Annotated in this window: 12 protein-coding genes; all 12 read left to right on the top strand. The window is 72.1% G+C overall.

Annotation, left to right across the window (positions count from 1 at the left end):
• The 12 genes from ACIBJB_RS22660 to ACIBJB_RS22605 all read left to right on the top strand — a co-directional run bounded on the left by ACIBJB_RS22660 (position 1) and on the right by ACIBJB_RS22605 (position 15,730).
• Positions 1-723 carry a hypothetical protein gene (locus tag ACIBJB_RS22660; protein WP_398932895.1) on the top strand — a complete coding sequence of 241 codons (723 nt, stop codon included), beginning with the start codon at positions 1-3 and terminating at the stop codon, positions 721-723.
• Positions 720-1,406 carry a hypothetical protein gene (locus ACIBJB_RS22655; RefSeq protein ID WP_398932894.1) on the top strand — a complete coding sequence of 229 codons (687 nt, stop codon included), beginning with the start codon at positions 720-722 and terminating at the stop codon, positions 1,404-1,406. Before ACIBJB_RS22660 ends, ACIBJB_RS22655 begins: the two co-directional genes overlap by 4 nt.
• Positions 1,407-1,408: 2 nt before the next feature.
• Complete coding sequence (locus ACIBJB_RS22650; protein WP_398932893.1) at positions 1,409-1,777, top strand: hypothetical protein; 369 nt, start codon at positions 1,409-1,411, stop codon at positions 1,775-1,777.
• 43 nt (positions 1,778-1,820) lie between these two features.
• Entirely contained in the window at positions 1,821-2,912 is a 1,092-nt protein-coding gene (locus tag ACIBJB_RS22645; RefSeq protein WP_398933044.1) for a hypothetical protein, read from the top strand.
• 67 nt (positions 2,913-2,979) lie between these two features.
• Positions 2,980-3,513, top strand: coding sequence for a phage baseplate assembly protein V (locus ACIBJB_RS22640; RefSeq protein ID WP_398932892.1), 534 nt, complete (start codon positions 2,980-2,982; stop codon positions 3,511-3,513).
• A 19-nt stretch (positions 3,514-3,532) separates the two neighbouring features.
• Positions 3,533-3,874: a hypothetical protein gene (locus tag ACIBJB_RS22635; RefSeq protein ID WP_398932891.1), complete on the top strand. Its 342-nt coding sequence runs from the start codon at positions 3,533-3,535 to the stop codon at positions 3,872-3,874.
• On the top strand, positions 3,871-4,254 hold the full coding sequence (locus tag ACIBJB_RS22630; protein WP_398932890.1) for a GPW/gp25 family protein: 384 nt from the start codon (positions 3,871-3,873) through the stop codon (positions 4,252-4,254). Before ACIBJB_RS22635 ends, ACIBJB_RS22630 begins: the two co-directional genes overlap by 4 nt.
• A complete protein-coding gene (locus ACIBJB_RS22625; protein ID WP_398932889.1) occupies positions 4,251-7,334 on the top strand; it encodes a putative baseplate assembly protein in 3,084 nt (1,027 codons plus the stop codon). The genes ACIBJB_RS22630 and ACIBJB_RS22625 overlap by 4 nt, the downstream gene beginning before the upstream one ends.
• Positions 7,334-11,056, top strand: coding sequence for a putative baseplate assembly protein (locus ACIBJB_RS22620; protein ID WP_398932888.1), 3,723 nt, complete (start codon positions 7,334-7,336; stop codon positions 11,054-11,056). Before ACIBJB_RS22625 ends, ACIBJB_RS22620 begins: the two co-directional genes overlap by 1 nt.
• The gene (locus ACIBJB_RS22615) at positions 11,053-13,191 is read left to right on the top strand and encodes a hypothetical protein (protein ID WP_398932887.1); all 2,139 of its coding nucleotides are present in this window, start codon (positions 11,053-11,055) and stop codon (positions 13,189-13,191) included. The genes ACIBJB_RS22620 and ACIBJB_RS22615 overlap by 4 nt, the downstream gene beginning before the upstream one ends.
• An 80-nt stretch (positions 13,192-13,271) precedes the next feature.
• Positions 13,272-14,849 carry a DUF6519 domain-containing protein gene (locus ACIBJB_RS22610; RefSeq protein WP_398932886.1) on the top strand — a complete coding sequence of 526 codons (1,578 nt, stop codon included), beginning with the start codon at positions 13,272-13,274 and terminating at the stop codon, positions 14,847-14,849.
• Positions 14,849-15,730 (top strand): peptidoglycan-binding protein, encoded by an 882-nt coding sequence (locus tag ACIBJB_RS22605; RefSeq protein WP_398932885.1) that lies wholly within the window; start codon positions 14,849-14,851, stop codon positions 15,728-15,730. Before ACIBJB_RS22610 ends, ACIBJB_RS22605 begins: the two co-directional genes overlap by 1 nt.
• Positions 15,731-15,746: the final 16 nt, after the last annotated feature.

The raw sequence follows: 15,746 nt of genomic DNA, 5'->3' as shown, positions 1-15,746 counted from the left end.
ATGCGAGCGATACACACCATCCTGACCATGCCGGGCGATGAGACAGAGGAGATCATGACGAGGAACGGCGTTTCCTCGCCCAGTCCCACTCGCTGGACCGGACCGGCGAAGGAAGTCCTGTCGGCATACGCCGAACTGCGACGGCGCGGCATCCAGTGTTACCTGCTCCACGATTTTGAACCGGGTGACAGTGATCGGCCGGAGAATTACGGAGCGCTCCTGTCGCTCATCCCGGAGGACGCGGTGGATCTCCGGGAGGACATCCCCCTCCTGATCGGCACCGAGGACGAAAGCTCCAGCCTGGCGAACCGTCCTCTGCTCGACCTGTTGGCGCCGGTAACCAAGGGTGTGGAGTGGACCCCGAGGGAAGACGGCATCCTGTGGGAGCTGCTCCGGGCACCGCGGCTTCCCGAACCGGTCTCGCTCCTCACCGTGTTCAGCAAGGAACAGGGAAGCACCGGTCGGTGGATGATCTCCCACGACGGGAGAAGGGTTCTCACAGCGCGCAATCTCGAATTTCTCCGAGAGTGCGGAATCGCCTGGACGGACAGTGAGGAAGTCGAGGGACAGGTCTATCCCGTCCCGTCCAGCCTGGTATTCGGGGGACGAGTCGTCGAGGTCCTCGTCTCCCACGGAGTGGAGTTCTCCGACCCGCCGATCCATTTGATCGACAGAGCGGCAGCGGATGCCGTGGCAACCGGTGAGGAGGAGGGCCGGTCATGACCCGCTACGCCGACATCCCCAAACCCATCCGCTCCGGCATAGTCGTAGTGAACCCCGACACCGGCACCCCCCAACGCATCATCATCCTCCAGTTCAACCCCGACACCCTGGAGCGCTCCCTCGCCCCCCAGTCCGCCGGCGGTCAGAACGCAGAAGGAGGGGGCGCCGGCGGAGGGGACCGGAACGAGGCCCTGCGGCTCAAGGGGCCCGCCGAGGAGACCTGGAAGTTCACCGCCGAGATCGATGCGACCGACCAGTTGGAGATCGCCGCTCCGGACGGGATCCACCCCCAACTGGCCACGTTGGAGATGCTCGTGCAGCCGACCACCGCCCAACTGCGCGAGGCGGCGCGGCAGACGAAGAACGGGACCATCGAGATCACCCCGATCGAGATGCCGTTGACCCTGTTCACCTGGGGCAGCAAGCGGGTGCTTCCCGTGCGGCTGACCGAGCTGTCGATCAACGAGTCCGCTTTCGACGTCGACCTCAACCCGATCCGGGCGAGCCTGGGCATCGGGCTCAAGGTGCTCAGCGTGAGCGACCTGCCCGCCGGTCACCGCGGCGCCGATCTGTACATGGCGCACCTCGCGCAGAAGGAACGGCTCGCCGCGGCCGCCCGCGGTGGCAGCCTCGGGGCGCTCGGGCTCGGCGGGCGCGACCTGACGACCCTGGGGAGGGGCTGAGGATGGCCGAGGGCATACAGCCGTACGAGAGCGCTCTGGACGCGATACCCGGGGCGCACCCGTATCCCCGGTCCAGTCGGTATCACGACGCGGAGATCGGCGTGCACACGGCAGCAGACGCGACCGAACACCGGTACACCAAGCGGCGGTTGCTGCCCCCGCTGGGCGCGCAGGAGACCGAGGAGCACGTCGTCGGCGCCGGGGAGCGGCCCGATCTGCTCGGGCAGCGTCTCTTCGGCGACCCGGGACAGTGGTGGCAGATCGCCGACGCCAACCCCGTCCTCGATCCACGGGAGCTGACCGACGAGCCGGGCCGGGTGGTCGACGTACCGCTGCCCGGAGGGTTCCCGCAGGGGGGCCGGCGTGCCTGAGGAACTGCCCGTCGGGGCGGGGCCCGTCCACATGACCCTGCACATGGGGCCCAAACTCCCGCGGCCCGTGCCCGCCGAGGTCATGGAGGCCCTGCTCTCCGCGCAGATCACCGTCACGGCGGGGGAGCGCAGCGGGTTCCAGCTGGCCTTCGACCTCACCAAGCGCGGGCTGATCCAGCGCAACCTGCTGCCCGAGGGGTTCTTCGACCCTAAGACCCGGGTGATCGTGACCGTGAGCGTCCGCGGCACACCGCAGGTGCTGTTCGACGGGCTGATCGTCCGTCAGGAGGTCGGCGCCAGCAACCAGCCGGGCCAGACCACCCTCACCGTCACCGGCGAGGACCTGACCCTCCTGATGGACCTGGAGGAGCGCACGGCGCCGTACCCGAACCTGGCACCGTCGCGCCGTGTGCTGGCGATCCTCGGCCGCTACCGCGACTACGGGATCCGGCCCGACATCAAGGACGAACAGATCCTCCAGCCGCCGCAGGAGCAGCTGCGCGTCCCCTACCAGACCAGCACCGATCTCCAGTACGTCACGGAGCTGGCCAGGGCGAACGGCTACGTCTTCTACCTGGAGCCCGGCCCCACCGCCGGCCAGTCCTCCGCCTACTGGGGACCCGAGGTGCGCCTCGGCGTCCGCCAGCACGCGCTCAGCGTCAACATGGACGCCAACTCGACCGTGGACCAGCTGACGTTCGCCTACGACGGAACCGCGCGCGAGGAGCCGCAGGCCCGCTGGCAGGACCCCGCGAACCGGCAGGCCACCCTGCTCGGCCAGCCCTCGATCAGCCCGCTGCGCCCGCCGCTCGGCCGCCGCCCCACCCCCGCGCTCAAACGCAGGACGCTGGCCGGCACCGCCAAGCAGCAGGTCCAGCAGGCGCAGGCCGAACTGCTCGCCCGCGCCGCGACGTCCGCCGACGCCATCACCGGCTCCGGCTCCCTGGACGTCACCCGGCACGGCTATCTGCTCCATCCGCGCAGCCTCGTCGGCGTACGCGGCTCCGGGGCGATGTACGACGGCGACTACTACGTCAAGTCGGTCACCCACAACCTCCGTCCCGGTTCCTTCACCCAGAACTTCACCCTCTCCCGGGAGGGCCTGGTCGCGCGCGGCGACACCGTACGGCCGTAGACCACCGCAGAACCACATCGAGCAGAACCACATCGAGCAGAACTACACCCACAGGAGCAGCCCCACCATGGCGGCACCCAGCAATCGCTATCTCGGCAAGTTCCGCGGCCGGGTGATCGACAACAACGACCCGCTGGGCATCGGCCGGATCACGGTCCAGGTCCCGGACGTGCTCGGCGACGAGCCCTCGACATGGGCGCTGCCCTGCCTGCCGTTCACCGGTCAGGAGGCGGGACACGTCGTGGTGCCGCCGAAGGACGCCGGTGTGTGGGTGGAGTTCGAGCAGGGCGATCCCAGCTTCCCCATCTGGACGGGCTGTTGGTACGGGGAGCGCACCGAGCTCCCGCCCGACGCGCAGCGGGAGCTCGCCCGGCCCTCCGCGCTCAAGCCCGTCGTCGTCCAGACCCAGCTGGCGCACAAGATCGTGATGAACGACGTGACCGGTGCCGACGAGGGGATTCTGCTCCAGGCCAAGAACGGGGCGTACATCCGGATCACGGAGGCGGCCATCGTCATCGCCGCCGGTGAGGCCCGCATCACCCTCCAGGACGGTCACGTCATCGTCAACGAGGGCCAGTTGACCGTACAGCCGAAGCGTTAGAAACGGGGGATCGACGAACGTGTCCGGGACATCAGGGAACCTGCTGGCCACCGATGCCGTGATCTGCTGCCCGCACGGGGGGCGCGCCGCAGCGGCGCAGACTTCGTCCCCGGCGGTGCTGATCGGGGGTCGGGCGGTGGCGACCTCCGCCACCTACCTCGTCACCGGCTGCACCCACACCGCCGCCGGTGTGCCGCAGCCGTGCACGTCCGTACGCTTCGCGGCCTCCGCGAGCGGTATCACCGTCGGCGGCGCCCCGGTACTGCTCGACACCTCCGCGGCCCAGTGCCTGACCGCGGCCTTCCTCCCGCAGGGACCGCCCGTCGTCCAGGCCGCACAGCGAAAGGTCACGGTCCGATGAGCCCACGCGCCCGCACGCGCTCCGACCTCGCGTTCCCCTTCCACGCCGACCGCCGGGGCCGCACCGCGCACGCCGGCCACGGTGAGCACGTCCACGACCTCATCGAACAGCTGCTGTTCACCAGCCCCGGCGAACGCGTGATGCGCCCCGACTTCGGCTGCGGACTGCTCGACCTGGTCTTCGCCCCGAACAGCCCGGAGCTCCTGAGCACCCTGGAACTGTCCGTACAGGCCTCACTCCAGCGCTGGCTCGGCGACCTCATCGAGGTGGTCGCGCTCGACATGGACAGCGAGGAGAACGTCGTACGGGTCCATCTGTCGTACGTCGTCCGCGCCACCGGCGCCCTGCGCGACGACCACTTCGAGGGGAGGGCGGCATGACCACGACCACCCGCCGGGCGAAGGTAAGGGCCGCCCAGCTCAACGGAGTCGACGCGGTCGAGGTGAGCGACGACGGGCTCCTCCTGACCGTCACCTTCCTCGGCAAGGCCCCGCACGGTCTCGGCCCCGAGAACGTGCGCATCGACGGCGGCCGCCGCGTCACCGGCATCACCGCGGTCGACATCAGTGTCGAACGCGAGGACGACCCGGAGCTCGACGACCTGCTCCACGTCACCCTCGACCGGGCCGGCGACACCTCCCGCTACCGGCTCTCGCTCGTCGAGACCGACCCCTATGGCCGCCCCGGCACCGAACCCTTCCGGGGCTTCGACCAGCGCTACCACAGCGCGGGCTTCTCCTTCCGCCCCGGCGGCCCGACCCCCTTCGACCGCAGGGACGACGGTCCCCGGGAGCACGACTTCCCGGACGCGCCGGTCATCGACTACACGGCCCGCGACTACGACAGCATCCGCAAGCTGCTCCTGGACCGCCTCGCCCTCACCACCCCCGACTGGGTCGAGCGCAACCCCGCCGACCTCGGCGTGACCCTCGTCGAACTCCTCGCGTACACCGGCGACCAGATCAGCTACCAGCAGGACGCCGTCGCCACCGAGGCCTACCTCGACACCGCGCGCCGCCGGGTCTCCGTACGCCGGCACCTCCGCCTCATCGACTACGCGATGCATGACGGCTGCACCGCGAGGGCCTACGTCACCGTCGAGACCGCCGGCGACACCACCCTCGCCCCGGGCACCTTCCGCTTCGCCTCCGTCGACGTCCGCACCCTGGACCCGCACGACCGCCCCCGACCCGGCACGGTCATCGACGAGAACGACCTCGGCGACCTGGACGAGCGCGGCTCGGTGGAGGTCTTCGAACCGGTCCTGGCCACCGACCCGTTGGAGCTCCGCGCAGCGCACAACGCCATCCGCCTGTGGACCTGGGGCGGCGAGGTCACCGCCCTGCCCAAGGGCGCCACGTCCGCCACCCTGCGCGACGAGTGGCGGGACCGGGAGACCTGCCAGGACCGCCGACTCGACCTGAAACCCGGCGACCTGCTGGTCCTGGAGGAGGTGAAGGGCCGCCGCACCGGCACCCCCGGCGACGCCGACCCCGCCCACCGCCAGGCCGTGCGCCTGACCTCCGTCCGCCCGGCCGTCGACCGTATCGAGGACCAGCCCGTCCTGGAGGTCACCTGGGCCGCAGAGGACGCCCTCCGCTTCTCCCTCTGCCTCACCACCCGGGCCGGCCGCGACTGTCTGCCCGTCGAGGACGTGACCCTCGCCCGCGGCAACGTCGTCCTCGTCGACCACGGCCGCACCCTCTACGGACTCCCCGAGACGGTCACCGTCCCGCCCGAGCCCGCCGTTGTCGCCCCCTGCGCCCCGCCCGCCTTCGGCTGCGGCGACCGCGACGAGGGCAACGCTCCCGCCCGGCTCATCAACTTCCTCACAGACAAAGCGAGTTCGGGCGAGGCACTGGTACCCGACGACATCCGCGAGCTGTTCACCACGGTCGGCGAGGCCGCCACCGTGCGCGCGGGACTGGGTCTGGAACGCGCCGGGCAGCGGCATGAGCGCGTGGTGCCGGGGACGTCGTACGCCCAGGCCGCCGCCCTGCGCACCCTGCTCGCCCAGTCGGTCTACCCGGGCATCGCGCCGCGCTTCCGGCCCGTCCTGGGCCGCTCCCCGGTCGTCCAGGCCGTCCCGTACCCGGAGCCGGCCACGGTCGCCGCCGGTCAGGCCGAGCGCATCGCCGCGATCCCGGGACGCATCCGGCAGCGGCTCGTCGAACTGTGGCGCAGCGCCCGCGACCGCGACGGCCTGAGCCAGGAGGAGATCGCCGAACTGGCCATCGTCTACGGCCTTCACGTCCTCGAACGCCTCGAACTGCGCCGCCATCCGGTGCGCGCGCTGCGTGAACTCCTGCACCGCAGCGACCGGTTGCTCGACGGCAAGCTGCGCCGCGTCGAGATCCTCGCGGCCCGTGCCCGCGCGGGCACGATCCTCGGCCCGCACATCGCCTGGGAGATCGCGCACAGTTGGGGCCCGCCCTACGCGGCCGGACTCCACCCCGACGAGCCGGTGCTGCGCGGCCCGGCGACCGCCGCGCTCACCCAGGACCCGCGCCGGGCCCTGCCCGCCGTACGCCTCCACGACGAAGACGTCGGGTGGGCGCCGCGCCGCGACCTCCTCGACAGCGGCCCCCGTGACCGGCACTTCGTCGGCGAACTCGAGGACGACGGCCGTCTCGCCCTGCGCTTCGGCGACGGCCGGCACGGCGCCCGGCCCGCCCCCGGCAGCCGCCTCGCGCTGCACTACCGGCTCGGTGGCGGTCACGCGGGCAACGTCGGCGCGGAGGCCATCAACCACCTCGTCGTCCAGGGCGATCCGCAGGCTCGGGTGGCCGTCGTACGCAACCCCCTGCCCGCCGTCGGCGGCACCGAACCGGAACCCGTCGATCAGGCACGCCAGTTGGCCCCCCTCGACCTGCGCCGCACCCGGCTGCGCGCGGTCACCGCCGACGACTACGCGGCCCTCGCGGGCCAACTGCCCGGTGTGCAACGGGCCGCCGCCGCACTCCGCTGGACGGGCAGCGTCCAGGAGGCGCACATCGCGATCGACGCGTACGGCGACGCCGAGCCGTCGGCCGACCTTCTCGCGCACGTCGAGCAGTCCCTGGAGGCCTACCGGCGCATCGGCCACGACTTGGTCGTCGGCCCCGCCAGGCTCGTGCCGCTGGACATCGCGCTGACCGTCTGCGCGGCCCCCGGCCACCAGCACGGGCAGATCCTCGCCGAGCTGTACCGCGTGCTCGGCAACGGACGGCACGGCTTCTTCCACCCCGACGCGCTGACCTTCGGTGGACCCGTCCGGCTCAGCCGGCTGGTCGCCGCCGCGGCAGCCGTCCCCGGGGTGACAGGCGTCCACGTCACACGGCTGCAAAGGCTGTTCGAGCAAGATCGAGGAGAGAGGGAGGACGGCGTGCTGCGGCTCGGCCCGCTGGAGATCGCCATCTGCGACAACGACCCCGACCGGCCGGAGAACGGCCTGCTGGCGATATCCCTGGGAGGTGCCTGATGTGCGCGTCCGAAGAATGCGGCTGCGGCGGCCACGACGAGCGTCTCGCGCCCGCCCCGATCCACAACCCACCCGGCCGCACCGCCCTCGACTACCGCGTCGGCGACTACGGCTCGTTCCTGGCCGCCCTCCTGGACCGGCTCGCCTCACCCGCGTACCCGGCCCTGAACGGCCTCACCGTCCGCACCCCGGACGACCCGGTGATCGGCCTGCTCGACGCCACCGCCGTCCTCGGTGACCTGCTCACCTTCCACTCCGAGCGGATCGCCGACGAGGCCTACGTCCGGACGGCGAACGAGCACCGGTCACTGGTGCTGCTGGGCAGACTGGTGGGCCACCGGCCGCGTCCGGGAGTCGCGGCGTCCACGTATCTGGCGTACACCCTGGAACGTGATCCGCGCGCCGAGACACTGCCGGTCCTCATCCCGCGCGGTGCGCTCAGTCACAGCGTGCCCGCGTCCGCCGACGAGCAGTCCCTGACGTTCGAGACGAGCCGGGATCTCAGCGCCCGGTGGGACTGGAACGAGCTGAAGGTACGCAGGCGTCGGCCCTCTCTGGTGACCCCGGCGGACCTGGAACGCCGGTCGGAACTGTTCGTGGAGGGCACGGCGAACTCCCTTCGGACCGGCGACCAGTTGCTCTTCGTCTTCGGTGAACAGGCCGGTGGCCAGCGGATGTTGCTGCCGGTCGCCGGGACGCGGATCGACCGGGACGACGACATAACCGCGATCTCGTTGCCCAAGTCCGCGCCGCCGACGCTGAAGGAGCTCGTCGACGAAGTGCGGCGGTGGATCGCGGAGCCTTCGGCGCCGGGGGAGCCGGGGGACGAGCCGCCGACGCCCGAGGTACCCAATCCGCGGCCGGTGAGCCGGTTGATCGACGACATCGACGACCAGGTGCTTGCCCCGCTCCGGGACGACCTGGACGACATCAGGACGCCCGAGCGTCTTGCGGGCCACCTGGCGGAGCCCATCGCGCGTCTCGGTGAGGCGCAGGTACTGGCTGAGCCCTACGAAGATGTCGCCGCGTGGTTCGAGCAGTTGGAGGCGGTGCTCGGTGAACTCGCCGAGCGGGCACTGGCGTTGGCTCCTGCGCAGACCGAAGGCAATCGGTCGTCCGCCGCGCCGACGGAGCCGGTCGCGCCCCTGAAAGACAACCCCCGTACCGCTGCTCTGCAAGCCCTCAGCGCCCTCCTTCCCGCCCTCCGCGCCACCACCCCCACCCCGGGACCCGGCGCCGCCCACCCCACCACCGACCCCGCCCACCTCCTCACCGCCCTCAACCCGTCCCTGCGCACCCTCTATCCGGCCTGGCGCACAACGGCCGTACCCGGTGCCGCGCCGCTTCTCCGCGAGCTGCTCGCCCTGCGTGTCACCGCCGCGCCCTTCGGGGCCACCGCGCCCCTCAAGCCGGTCCAGGACGATCGCGGGCGGGTCATCCGCACCGCGGACTGGCCGCTCACCGGGTCTGTGCTGACCGGGGTGCGGGTCGCCTACGACACCGCGGGCAAGGTGCCGGTGCGGGCGGACTTCCAGTACATCGAGGGGAGCAGTTCCGACCAGCGGGCCGTGCCCCTGCCGCTCGACGGGCCGGTGTCCTTCGCGCTCGGCGCGGGGCAGGTCGATCTGTCGACCGGGGCCACGCAGGACCGTGCCCGTCGCCCGGCGGCCGCCCAGGACCCCGGTGTCACCGTCCGGCTCCGTGACGGCCTGCCCGACCGCACCCTGCTGGTGTCCCGGCCCGACGACGACGGCGTGGTCCGCGTGAGCATCGACAACGGCACCGCCGAGGAGATCGCCCTGCGCCCGGGCACCAACGAACAGTTCACCCACGGCGAGTACGAGGTCAGCCTGCGCTACACGATCGGCAGCACCGAGCCCAACGTCGAGGTCGTCATCGCGAGCAAGCCGGAGCCGGTCAACCGCCGCATCCTCCAGCTCGACACCGTCCACGACGGCATCACCGTCGGCAGCTGGGTCGCCGTCCAGCGGCCCGCCAAGGGCGACACGATCCCCGGCGATCCCGCGCTGGCCTTCGTCACCACCCAGGTCAGGGCGAAGCGTACGACGGCCTACACCAATTACGGCATCACCGGCCGCGGCACCGAACTCACCCTGGCCGAGGACTGGTTGGACGAGTTCGACGTCCTCCTCTCCCACATCCGCGACACCACCGTGCACGCGGCGGGCGAGCCCCTGCGCCTGGCCGACGAACCGCTCGGCGAGGACGTGCACGGCAACGAGATCGAACTCGCCGAGCTGTACGACGGGCCGGCCCCAGGCCGCACCCTCGTCGTCAGCGGTGAGCGCAGCGACCTGCCGGGAGCCGTCCCCGCCACCGAGATCGTCACCGTCGCCGCCGCCGACGCCGCCGTGGACCCCCGCCTCCCCGGCGACCGCGTCCACACCCGGCTCACTCTGACCGCCGACCTCGCGCACCGCTACCGCCGCGAGAGCGTCCGCATCCTCGGCAACGTCGTCCAGGTCACCCACGGCGAGAGCCGGGACGAGGCCATCGGCAGCGGTGACTCGGACCGGGTCGGCCAGACCTTCGTGCTCTGGCAGTCCCCGCTCACCTGGCTCGCCGACGACAACCCCCTCGGTGCCACACCGGTGCTGGAGATCCGGGTCGACGGCGTGCTCTGGCACGAGGTCGACAGCCTCGCGGGACGCGGACCGCGTGACCGCGTCTACATCAGCGGCTCCACCGCCGACGGCCGCACCACGGTCACCTTCGGCGACGGCGTCCACGGAGCCCGGCTGCCCACCGGACACGACAACGTCCACGCCCGCTACCGCTTCGGCACCGGCCGGGCCGCCAACGTCGCCGCCGACCGGATCACCCAGCCCCTCACCCGCCCGCTCGGCGTCACCGCGGTCACCAACCCGCGCCCGGCCACCGGCGGCGCGGACGCGGACGGGCCCGGCCTGACCCGCCGTACGATCCCGCTCGCCGTCTCCGCCCTCGACCGGCTGGTCTCCGAGGCCGACTACGAGGACTTCGCCCGCTCCCGCGCCGGCATCGGCCGGGCCGCCGCGCGCGAACTCTTCGACGGGCGGCGCCGCGTGCTCCACGTGACGGTCGCGGGCACCGACGACGTGCCCCTCGCCGAGGAGACCCTGCGGCCCCTGCGCGGCGCCCTCACCGAGTACGGCGACCCGGGCCTCCCCGTCCGTGTCGACGTACGCGAACTGGTCCTGCTGCTCGTCGCCGCCAAGGTGAAGGTGGCCCCCGACCACGCCTGGGAGACGGTGGAGCCGCGCCTGCGCCAAGCCCTCCTGCGCCGACTCGGCTACGACGGAAGGGAGTTGGGCCGACCGGCCCGCCTCTCGGAACTCCTGGCCACCGCCCACACCGTGCCCGGCGTCGACTACGTGGACGTGGACGTCTTCACCGGCGTCCCCGCCTCCGCCACCCCGCAGCAGCTGACCGAGTTGCTGACCAACCCGGGCGAGCCCCGATCCCAGGTCGCCGCGCACCCGGCGACGTACGACGAGAACACCCACACCGTCCGGGCCGACGGCGGCGAGAGCCTCACAGAGATCTCCGCCCGCTACGGCATCCCGCTCGCCGAACTCCTGCGCCTCAACCCCGACATCACCGACACCCGGCGCCTCGCCAAGGGCCGGACCGTGTTCGTCTTCCGCGGCATCCGCCCGGCGCAGCTCGCGCTGCTGTCCCCGAAGGCCGCCGACACCCTGATCCTGACGGAGGTCAAGTGAGCTCCCCGGACGTCCAGTTGGACACGACAGCCCCGGCGACCACCCGTGAGCCCGACGGCCTCGCCGCCCTCCTGCCCCGCTGGCACCTGCTCCGCGACGCCGAGGAGGGCGAGCCCCTGCGGGCCCTCCTCGCGGTGATCGCCGAGCAGCTCGACCGCGTCCGCGACGGCGTCCAGCAGGGCTACGAGGACCTCTTCGTGGAGACGGCCGCCCCCTGGGTGCTGCCGTACCTCGGCGACCTGGTCGGCTACCGCACGCTCCCCGGCTACGAACGTGTCCTGACCACCGGCCTGCACGAGGGTGGCCGCGAGGCGCTCGCCGAGGCCGTCGCGCCGCGCGCCGACGTGGCCGCGACCGTCGCGAGCCGCCGCCGCAAGGGCACCCTGCACCTCCTGGAGGAGATCTCCGAACAGGTCGCCGGCTGGCCGGCCCGGGCCGTCGAGCTGTCGCGGCTGGTCGCCCAGAACCAGTCCGTCAAGCTCGGCCGCGAGAGGGGCCGCCTCCTCGACCTCCGCGACGGCTCCGCGCTCGCCCTCGGAGGCAGCCCCTTCGACACCGCGGCCCGCACGGTCGACGTACGCCGCGCCGAGTCCCGTAAGCGGCAAGGAGGTTGGAGCCCGGCGGGAGTCGCCCTGTTCGTCTGGCGGCTGAAGGCGTACTCCCTGACGTCCTCCCCGGCCTACTGCGTCGACCGCGCCCGCAACCTCTACACCTTCTCGATCCTCGGCAATGACAGCCCCCTGGTGACCAAACCGGTCCCGGAACCCTCGCCCACCAACATCGCCGCCGCCGACCACGTCCCGGCGTTCATCACCCGGCGCCTGCTCCACGACCGGCTCCTCGACTACTACGGCCCCGGCAAGAGCCTCGTCATCCGGCGCGACGGCGAGGACCGGCCCGTACCGCCGTCCGACATCGTGGTCGCCGACCTCTCCGACTGGCGCTACCGCCCCAAGCGCGGGCAGGTCGCCGTCGATCCGGAGCTCGGACGGATCGCGTTCGGGTCCCGGTCGGCGCCCCGGCAGGGCGTGTGGGTGGACCACCACTACGCGTACGGCGCCGACCTGGGAGGCGGCGAGTACGAGCGGCCCGACCGCGTGGCCCGTCCCGACGCGGCCTGCTACCGGGTCGGCCCGGGACAGCCGTACCGCCAGATCATGGACGCCTACCGGGCCTGGCAGCACGACCGGCGCGCGGACCGCTCCGGGCCCGAGGGCATCATCGAGATCACCCACAGCGGCGCCCACCAGGAGCAGCTGGACTTCGACCTCGACCCCGGCGACCGCCTCGAACTGCGCGCGGCCGAGGGCACCCGGCCGGTCATCCGCCTCCTCGACTGGTACAGCAACCGCCCCGACGCCCTCAACATCCGTGCCGTGGACGGCGATTGCGCCCCGCACGAGCGGCCGCGGATCGTCCTCGACGGGCTGCTCGTCGCCGGCCGCGGCATCAACGTCACCGGTCCGATGGGCGCCGTGGTCCTCCGCCACAGCACCCTCGTGCCCGGCTGGTCCCTGGAGCCCGAGTGCGAACCGCACTCGCCCGACGAACCAAGCATCGTCCTGGAACGCACCACCGCCTGCCTCCAGATCGAGCACAGCATCCTCGGCACGATCGAGGTCATCGGCGACGAGGTGAGCGAGGACCCCCTCGACATCCACCTCCGCGACAGCGTCCTCGACGCCACCGGCCACGACCGCGAGGCACTCTCCGCCCCGGACTGCCGCCACGCCCACGCGGTGCTCCACGTCCACCGCTCGACGGTCATCGGCGAAGTCCACACGCACGCCGTGGAGATCGCCGAGAACTCGGTCTTCACCGGCCGGCTGCACGTGGCCCGGCGCGGCATCGGCTGCCTGCGCCACACGTACGTCCCCGCGGGATCCCGTACGCCCCGCAGGCACCGCAGCCCCTCGCAGCCGAGCCCGTTGTTCACCTCCGTGCGCTACGGGACGCCCTGGTACGCCCAGTTGGCCGACCGCTGCCCCGAGGAACTCCGGCGCGGCGCCGACGACGGGGCCGAACTCGGTGCCTTCCACGACCTGTACCGGCCGCAGCGCGAGGACGGCCTGAGGGCACGGCTCGCCGAGTACACGCCCGCGGGCACGGACGCCGGGATCTTCTTCGTCACCTGAGCGCACGAGCACACGAGGCACGCACGCACGAGCGCGCCCACAGACCTACGCACACTTCCTGAACCAGGGGGACCCCTTCCATGCACGCTGACCTCTCCCGCCTCACGTTCCGCCCGGAACGGCACTACTCGGCGGTGATCGCCCAGCAGGGCCGCGTCCAGCTCGACGCCGACGCCAACGAACAGTCCGCGATCCAGCTCCACCAGGCCCGCACCCTCGCCGCCGACCTGATCGGCCGGCACGGCGGGCCGCGCGACGCCGCGGGCTTCCGCATCGAGTACGTGGGCGGCAGGCACGAGATCGACACCCTGCACATCCACGGCGGCCGCTATTACGTCGACGGCATCCTCCTCGACGCGAACCGCCCCGCGCCCGGCGTGCCGGTGCCCGACGAGGAAGACTCCGAGAAGACGGCGGACACGGCGGAGACGCCGGACACCGCGGGCACGGCGGAGCCGCCCGCCTTCTGGACCTACTGGGACCAGCCCGACGCCTTCCGGGACCCGGAGAAGCCCGGCGACCGGCTGCCCTCGCCCGCCCAGTCGCCGTTCGTCGCCTACCTCACGGTGTGGGAGCGGGCGGTGAGCGCGGCCGAGGACCCCGCGCTGCGCGAGGTCGCCCTGGGCGCCGCGATGCCCGACACGGCCGCCCGCATGAAGGTCGTCTGGCAGGTGCTGTCGCTGTCCCTGGCCGACCTGGCGATCGACGAGACCGACCCGTCCAAGGACGTCGTCCGCACCGCCTTCGACAAGTGGGCCGAGGCGCAGGCCCCCACCGCCCGCCTCGCCGCCCGCAGTGAACGCCCCGACCACGCCGACGAGGACCCCTGCCTGGTCAAGCCCGACGCCCGCTACCGAGGCCCGGAGAACCAGCTCTACCGGGTCGAGATCCACGCCGGCGGCGAGGCCGCGGACGCCACCTTCAAGTGGTCCCGCGAGAACGGCTCGGTGGTCTTCCCGGTCGACGAACTCGACGGCACCTGGGTGCAGTTGGCCTCCCTCGGCCACGACGACAAGCTGGACCTGGACGTCGGCGACTTCGTGGAGTTCACGGACACCGCCTACACCTCCCGCCTGGAAGCCCTGCCCCTGCTGCGCGTCGAGGAACTGGACCTGCCCGGCCGCCGCGTCCGCCTGTCCGCCGAGCCGGACCCCGGCGTCGGCCGCCTGCCCCACCTGAACCCGTTCCTGCGGCGCTGGGACCACCACGAGGGACCCAGGCGGAAGGGCCGTACATCAGCCCTCAAGGGCGGGGCCGTAAAACTCGAGGAAGGCGAGTGGCTCCCCCTGGAGGACGGCGTCGAGGTGTACTTCGCCAAGGGCGCCCGCTACCGCACCGGGGACCACTGGATCATCCCCGCCCGCACCGCCACCGGCAGCGTCGAATGGCCCGCCGACCCGGCCCGCCGCCCCCTCCTCCAGGCGCCCTTCGGCATCGTCCGCAGTTATGCCCCGCTCGCCCTGGTCAAGGGCGAGGGCAGCACCGTGGACCTGCGGCTCGCCTTCGGCCCGCTGGCCGGCGGCATCCCGGCCGCGGACGAGGCCACGCTCGCGGCGGAGGAGCATGCCCGCAGGCAGGAACAGGCAGCCGAAGACCCCTCGCACGGACGGTCCCAGACCACCGCGGAAGCGGAGGCGGCGGCGGAAGGATACAAGTGATGGCCAAGCCGATCAGCGCGTCCAAGATGGTCGAACTCCTGCGCGCGGAGGGCCTGACGGTCCACGAGGTCCGCAACTGGCGCACCCACAACCGCAACACCAAGGGCCCCTGGGGCCCGGTGAACGGCGTGATGATCCACCACACCGTCACCTCGGGCACCGCCGCCTCCGTGGACATCTGCTACAACGGCTACTCCGGGTTGCCCGGCCCGCTCTGCCACGGCGTCATCGACAAGAAGGGCGAGATCCACCTCGTCGGCAACGGCCGCGCCAACCATGCCGGGTTGGGCGACAGCGACGTCCTGCGTGCCGTCATCAACGAGTCGAAGCTGCCCGGCGACAACGAGGCCGACACCGACGGCAACCGGCACTTCTACGGCTTCGAGTGCATCAACCTCGGCAACGGCAAGGACCCTTGGCCCGAAGCGCAGAAGGAGGCCATCGAGAAGGTCGCCGCCGCGATCTGCCGCCACCACGGCTGGAGCGAGCGCTCGGTGATCGGACACAAGGAGTGGCAGCCCGGCAAGCAGGACCCGCGCGGCTTCACCATGGACGGCATGCGCAAGCGGATCGCCGACCGTCTCGGCGGCAAGGATCCCAAGCCCGACCCGAAACCGACACCGTCGAGACCCTCGTACGTCCCGTTCCCGGGCGCGGACTTCTTCCACCTCGGGCAGAAGTCCCCGATCATCACCGCGATGGGCCGCCGCCTGGTCGCCGAGGGCTGCGGCCACTACGAGGAGGGCCCGGGCCCCGAGTGGACCGAGGCCGACCGCACGTCCTACCAGGCCTGGCAGCACAAGCTGCACTTCCGGGGCAAGGACGCCGACGGCATCCCGGGCAAGGCCAGCTGGGACAAGCTGAAGGTGCCGGTCAGCTGAGACGGGAAGGCCCCGC

Origin of the sequence: Streptomyces sp. NPDC050759 (genome assembly GCF_044456945.1) — a bacterium.
GTDB lineage: Bacteria > Actinomycetota > Actinomycetes > Streptomycetales > Streptomycetaceae > Streptomyces.
Note: the sequence above shows the minus strand (reverse complement) of the source record. Positions and strands in the feature narration are given on the sequence as shown.

Coding starts and splice junctions, on each gene's coding strand:
- ACIBJB_RS22660 (WP_398932895.1), top strand. CDS start 1: ATGCGAGCGATACACACCATCCTGACCATGCCGGGCGATGAGACAGAG.
- ACIBJB_RS22630 (WP_398932890.1), top strand. CDS start 3,871: ATGAGCCCACGCGCCCGCACGCGCTCCGACCTCGCGTTCCCCTTCCAC.
- ACIBJB_RS22610 (WP_398932886.1), top strand. CDS start 13,272: ATGCACGCTGACCTCTCCCGCCTCACGTTCCGCCCGGAACGGCACTAC.
- ACIBJB_RS22650 (WP_398932893.1), top strand. CDS start 1,409: ATGGCCGAGGGCATACAGCCGTACGAGAGCGCTCTGGACGCGATACCC.
- ACIBJB_RS22625 (WP_398932889.1), top strand. CDS start 4,251: ATGACCACGACCACCCGCCGGGCGAAGGTAAGGGCCGCCCAGCTCAAC.
- ACIBJB_RS22640 (WP_398932892.1), top strand. CDS start 2,980: ATGGCGGCACCCAGCAATCGCTATCTCGGCAAGTTCCGCGGCCGGGTG.
- ACIBJB_RS22620 (WP_398932888.1), top strand. CDS start 7,334: ATGTGCGCGTCCGAAGAATGCGGCTGCGGCGGCCACGACGAGCGTCTC.
- ACIBJB_RS22645 (WP_398933044.1), top strand. CDS start 1,821: ATGGGGCCCAAACTCCCGCGGCCCGTGCCCGCCGAGGTCATGGAGGCC.
- ACIBJB_RS22655 (WP_398932894.1), top strand. CDS start 720: ATGACCCGCTACGCCGACATCCCCAAACCCATCCGCTCCGGCATAGTC.
- ACIBJB_RS22605 (WP_398932885.1), top strand. CDS start 14,849: ATGGCCAAGCCGATCAGCGCGTCCAAGATGGTCGAACTCCTGCGCGCG.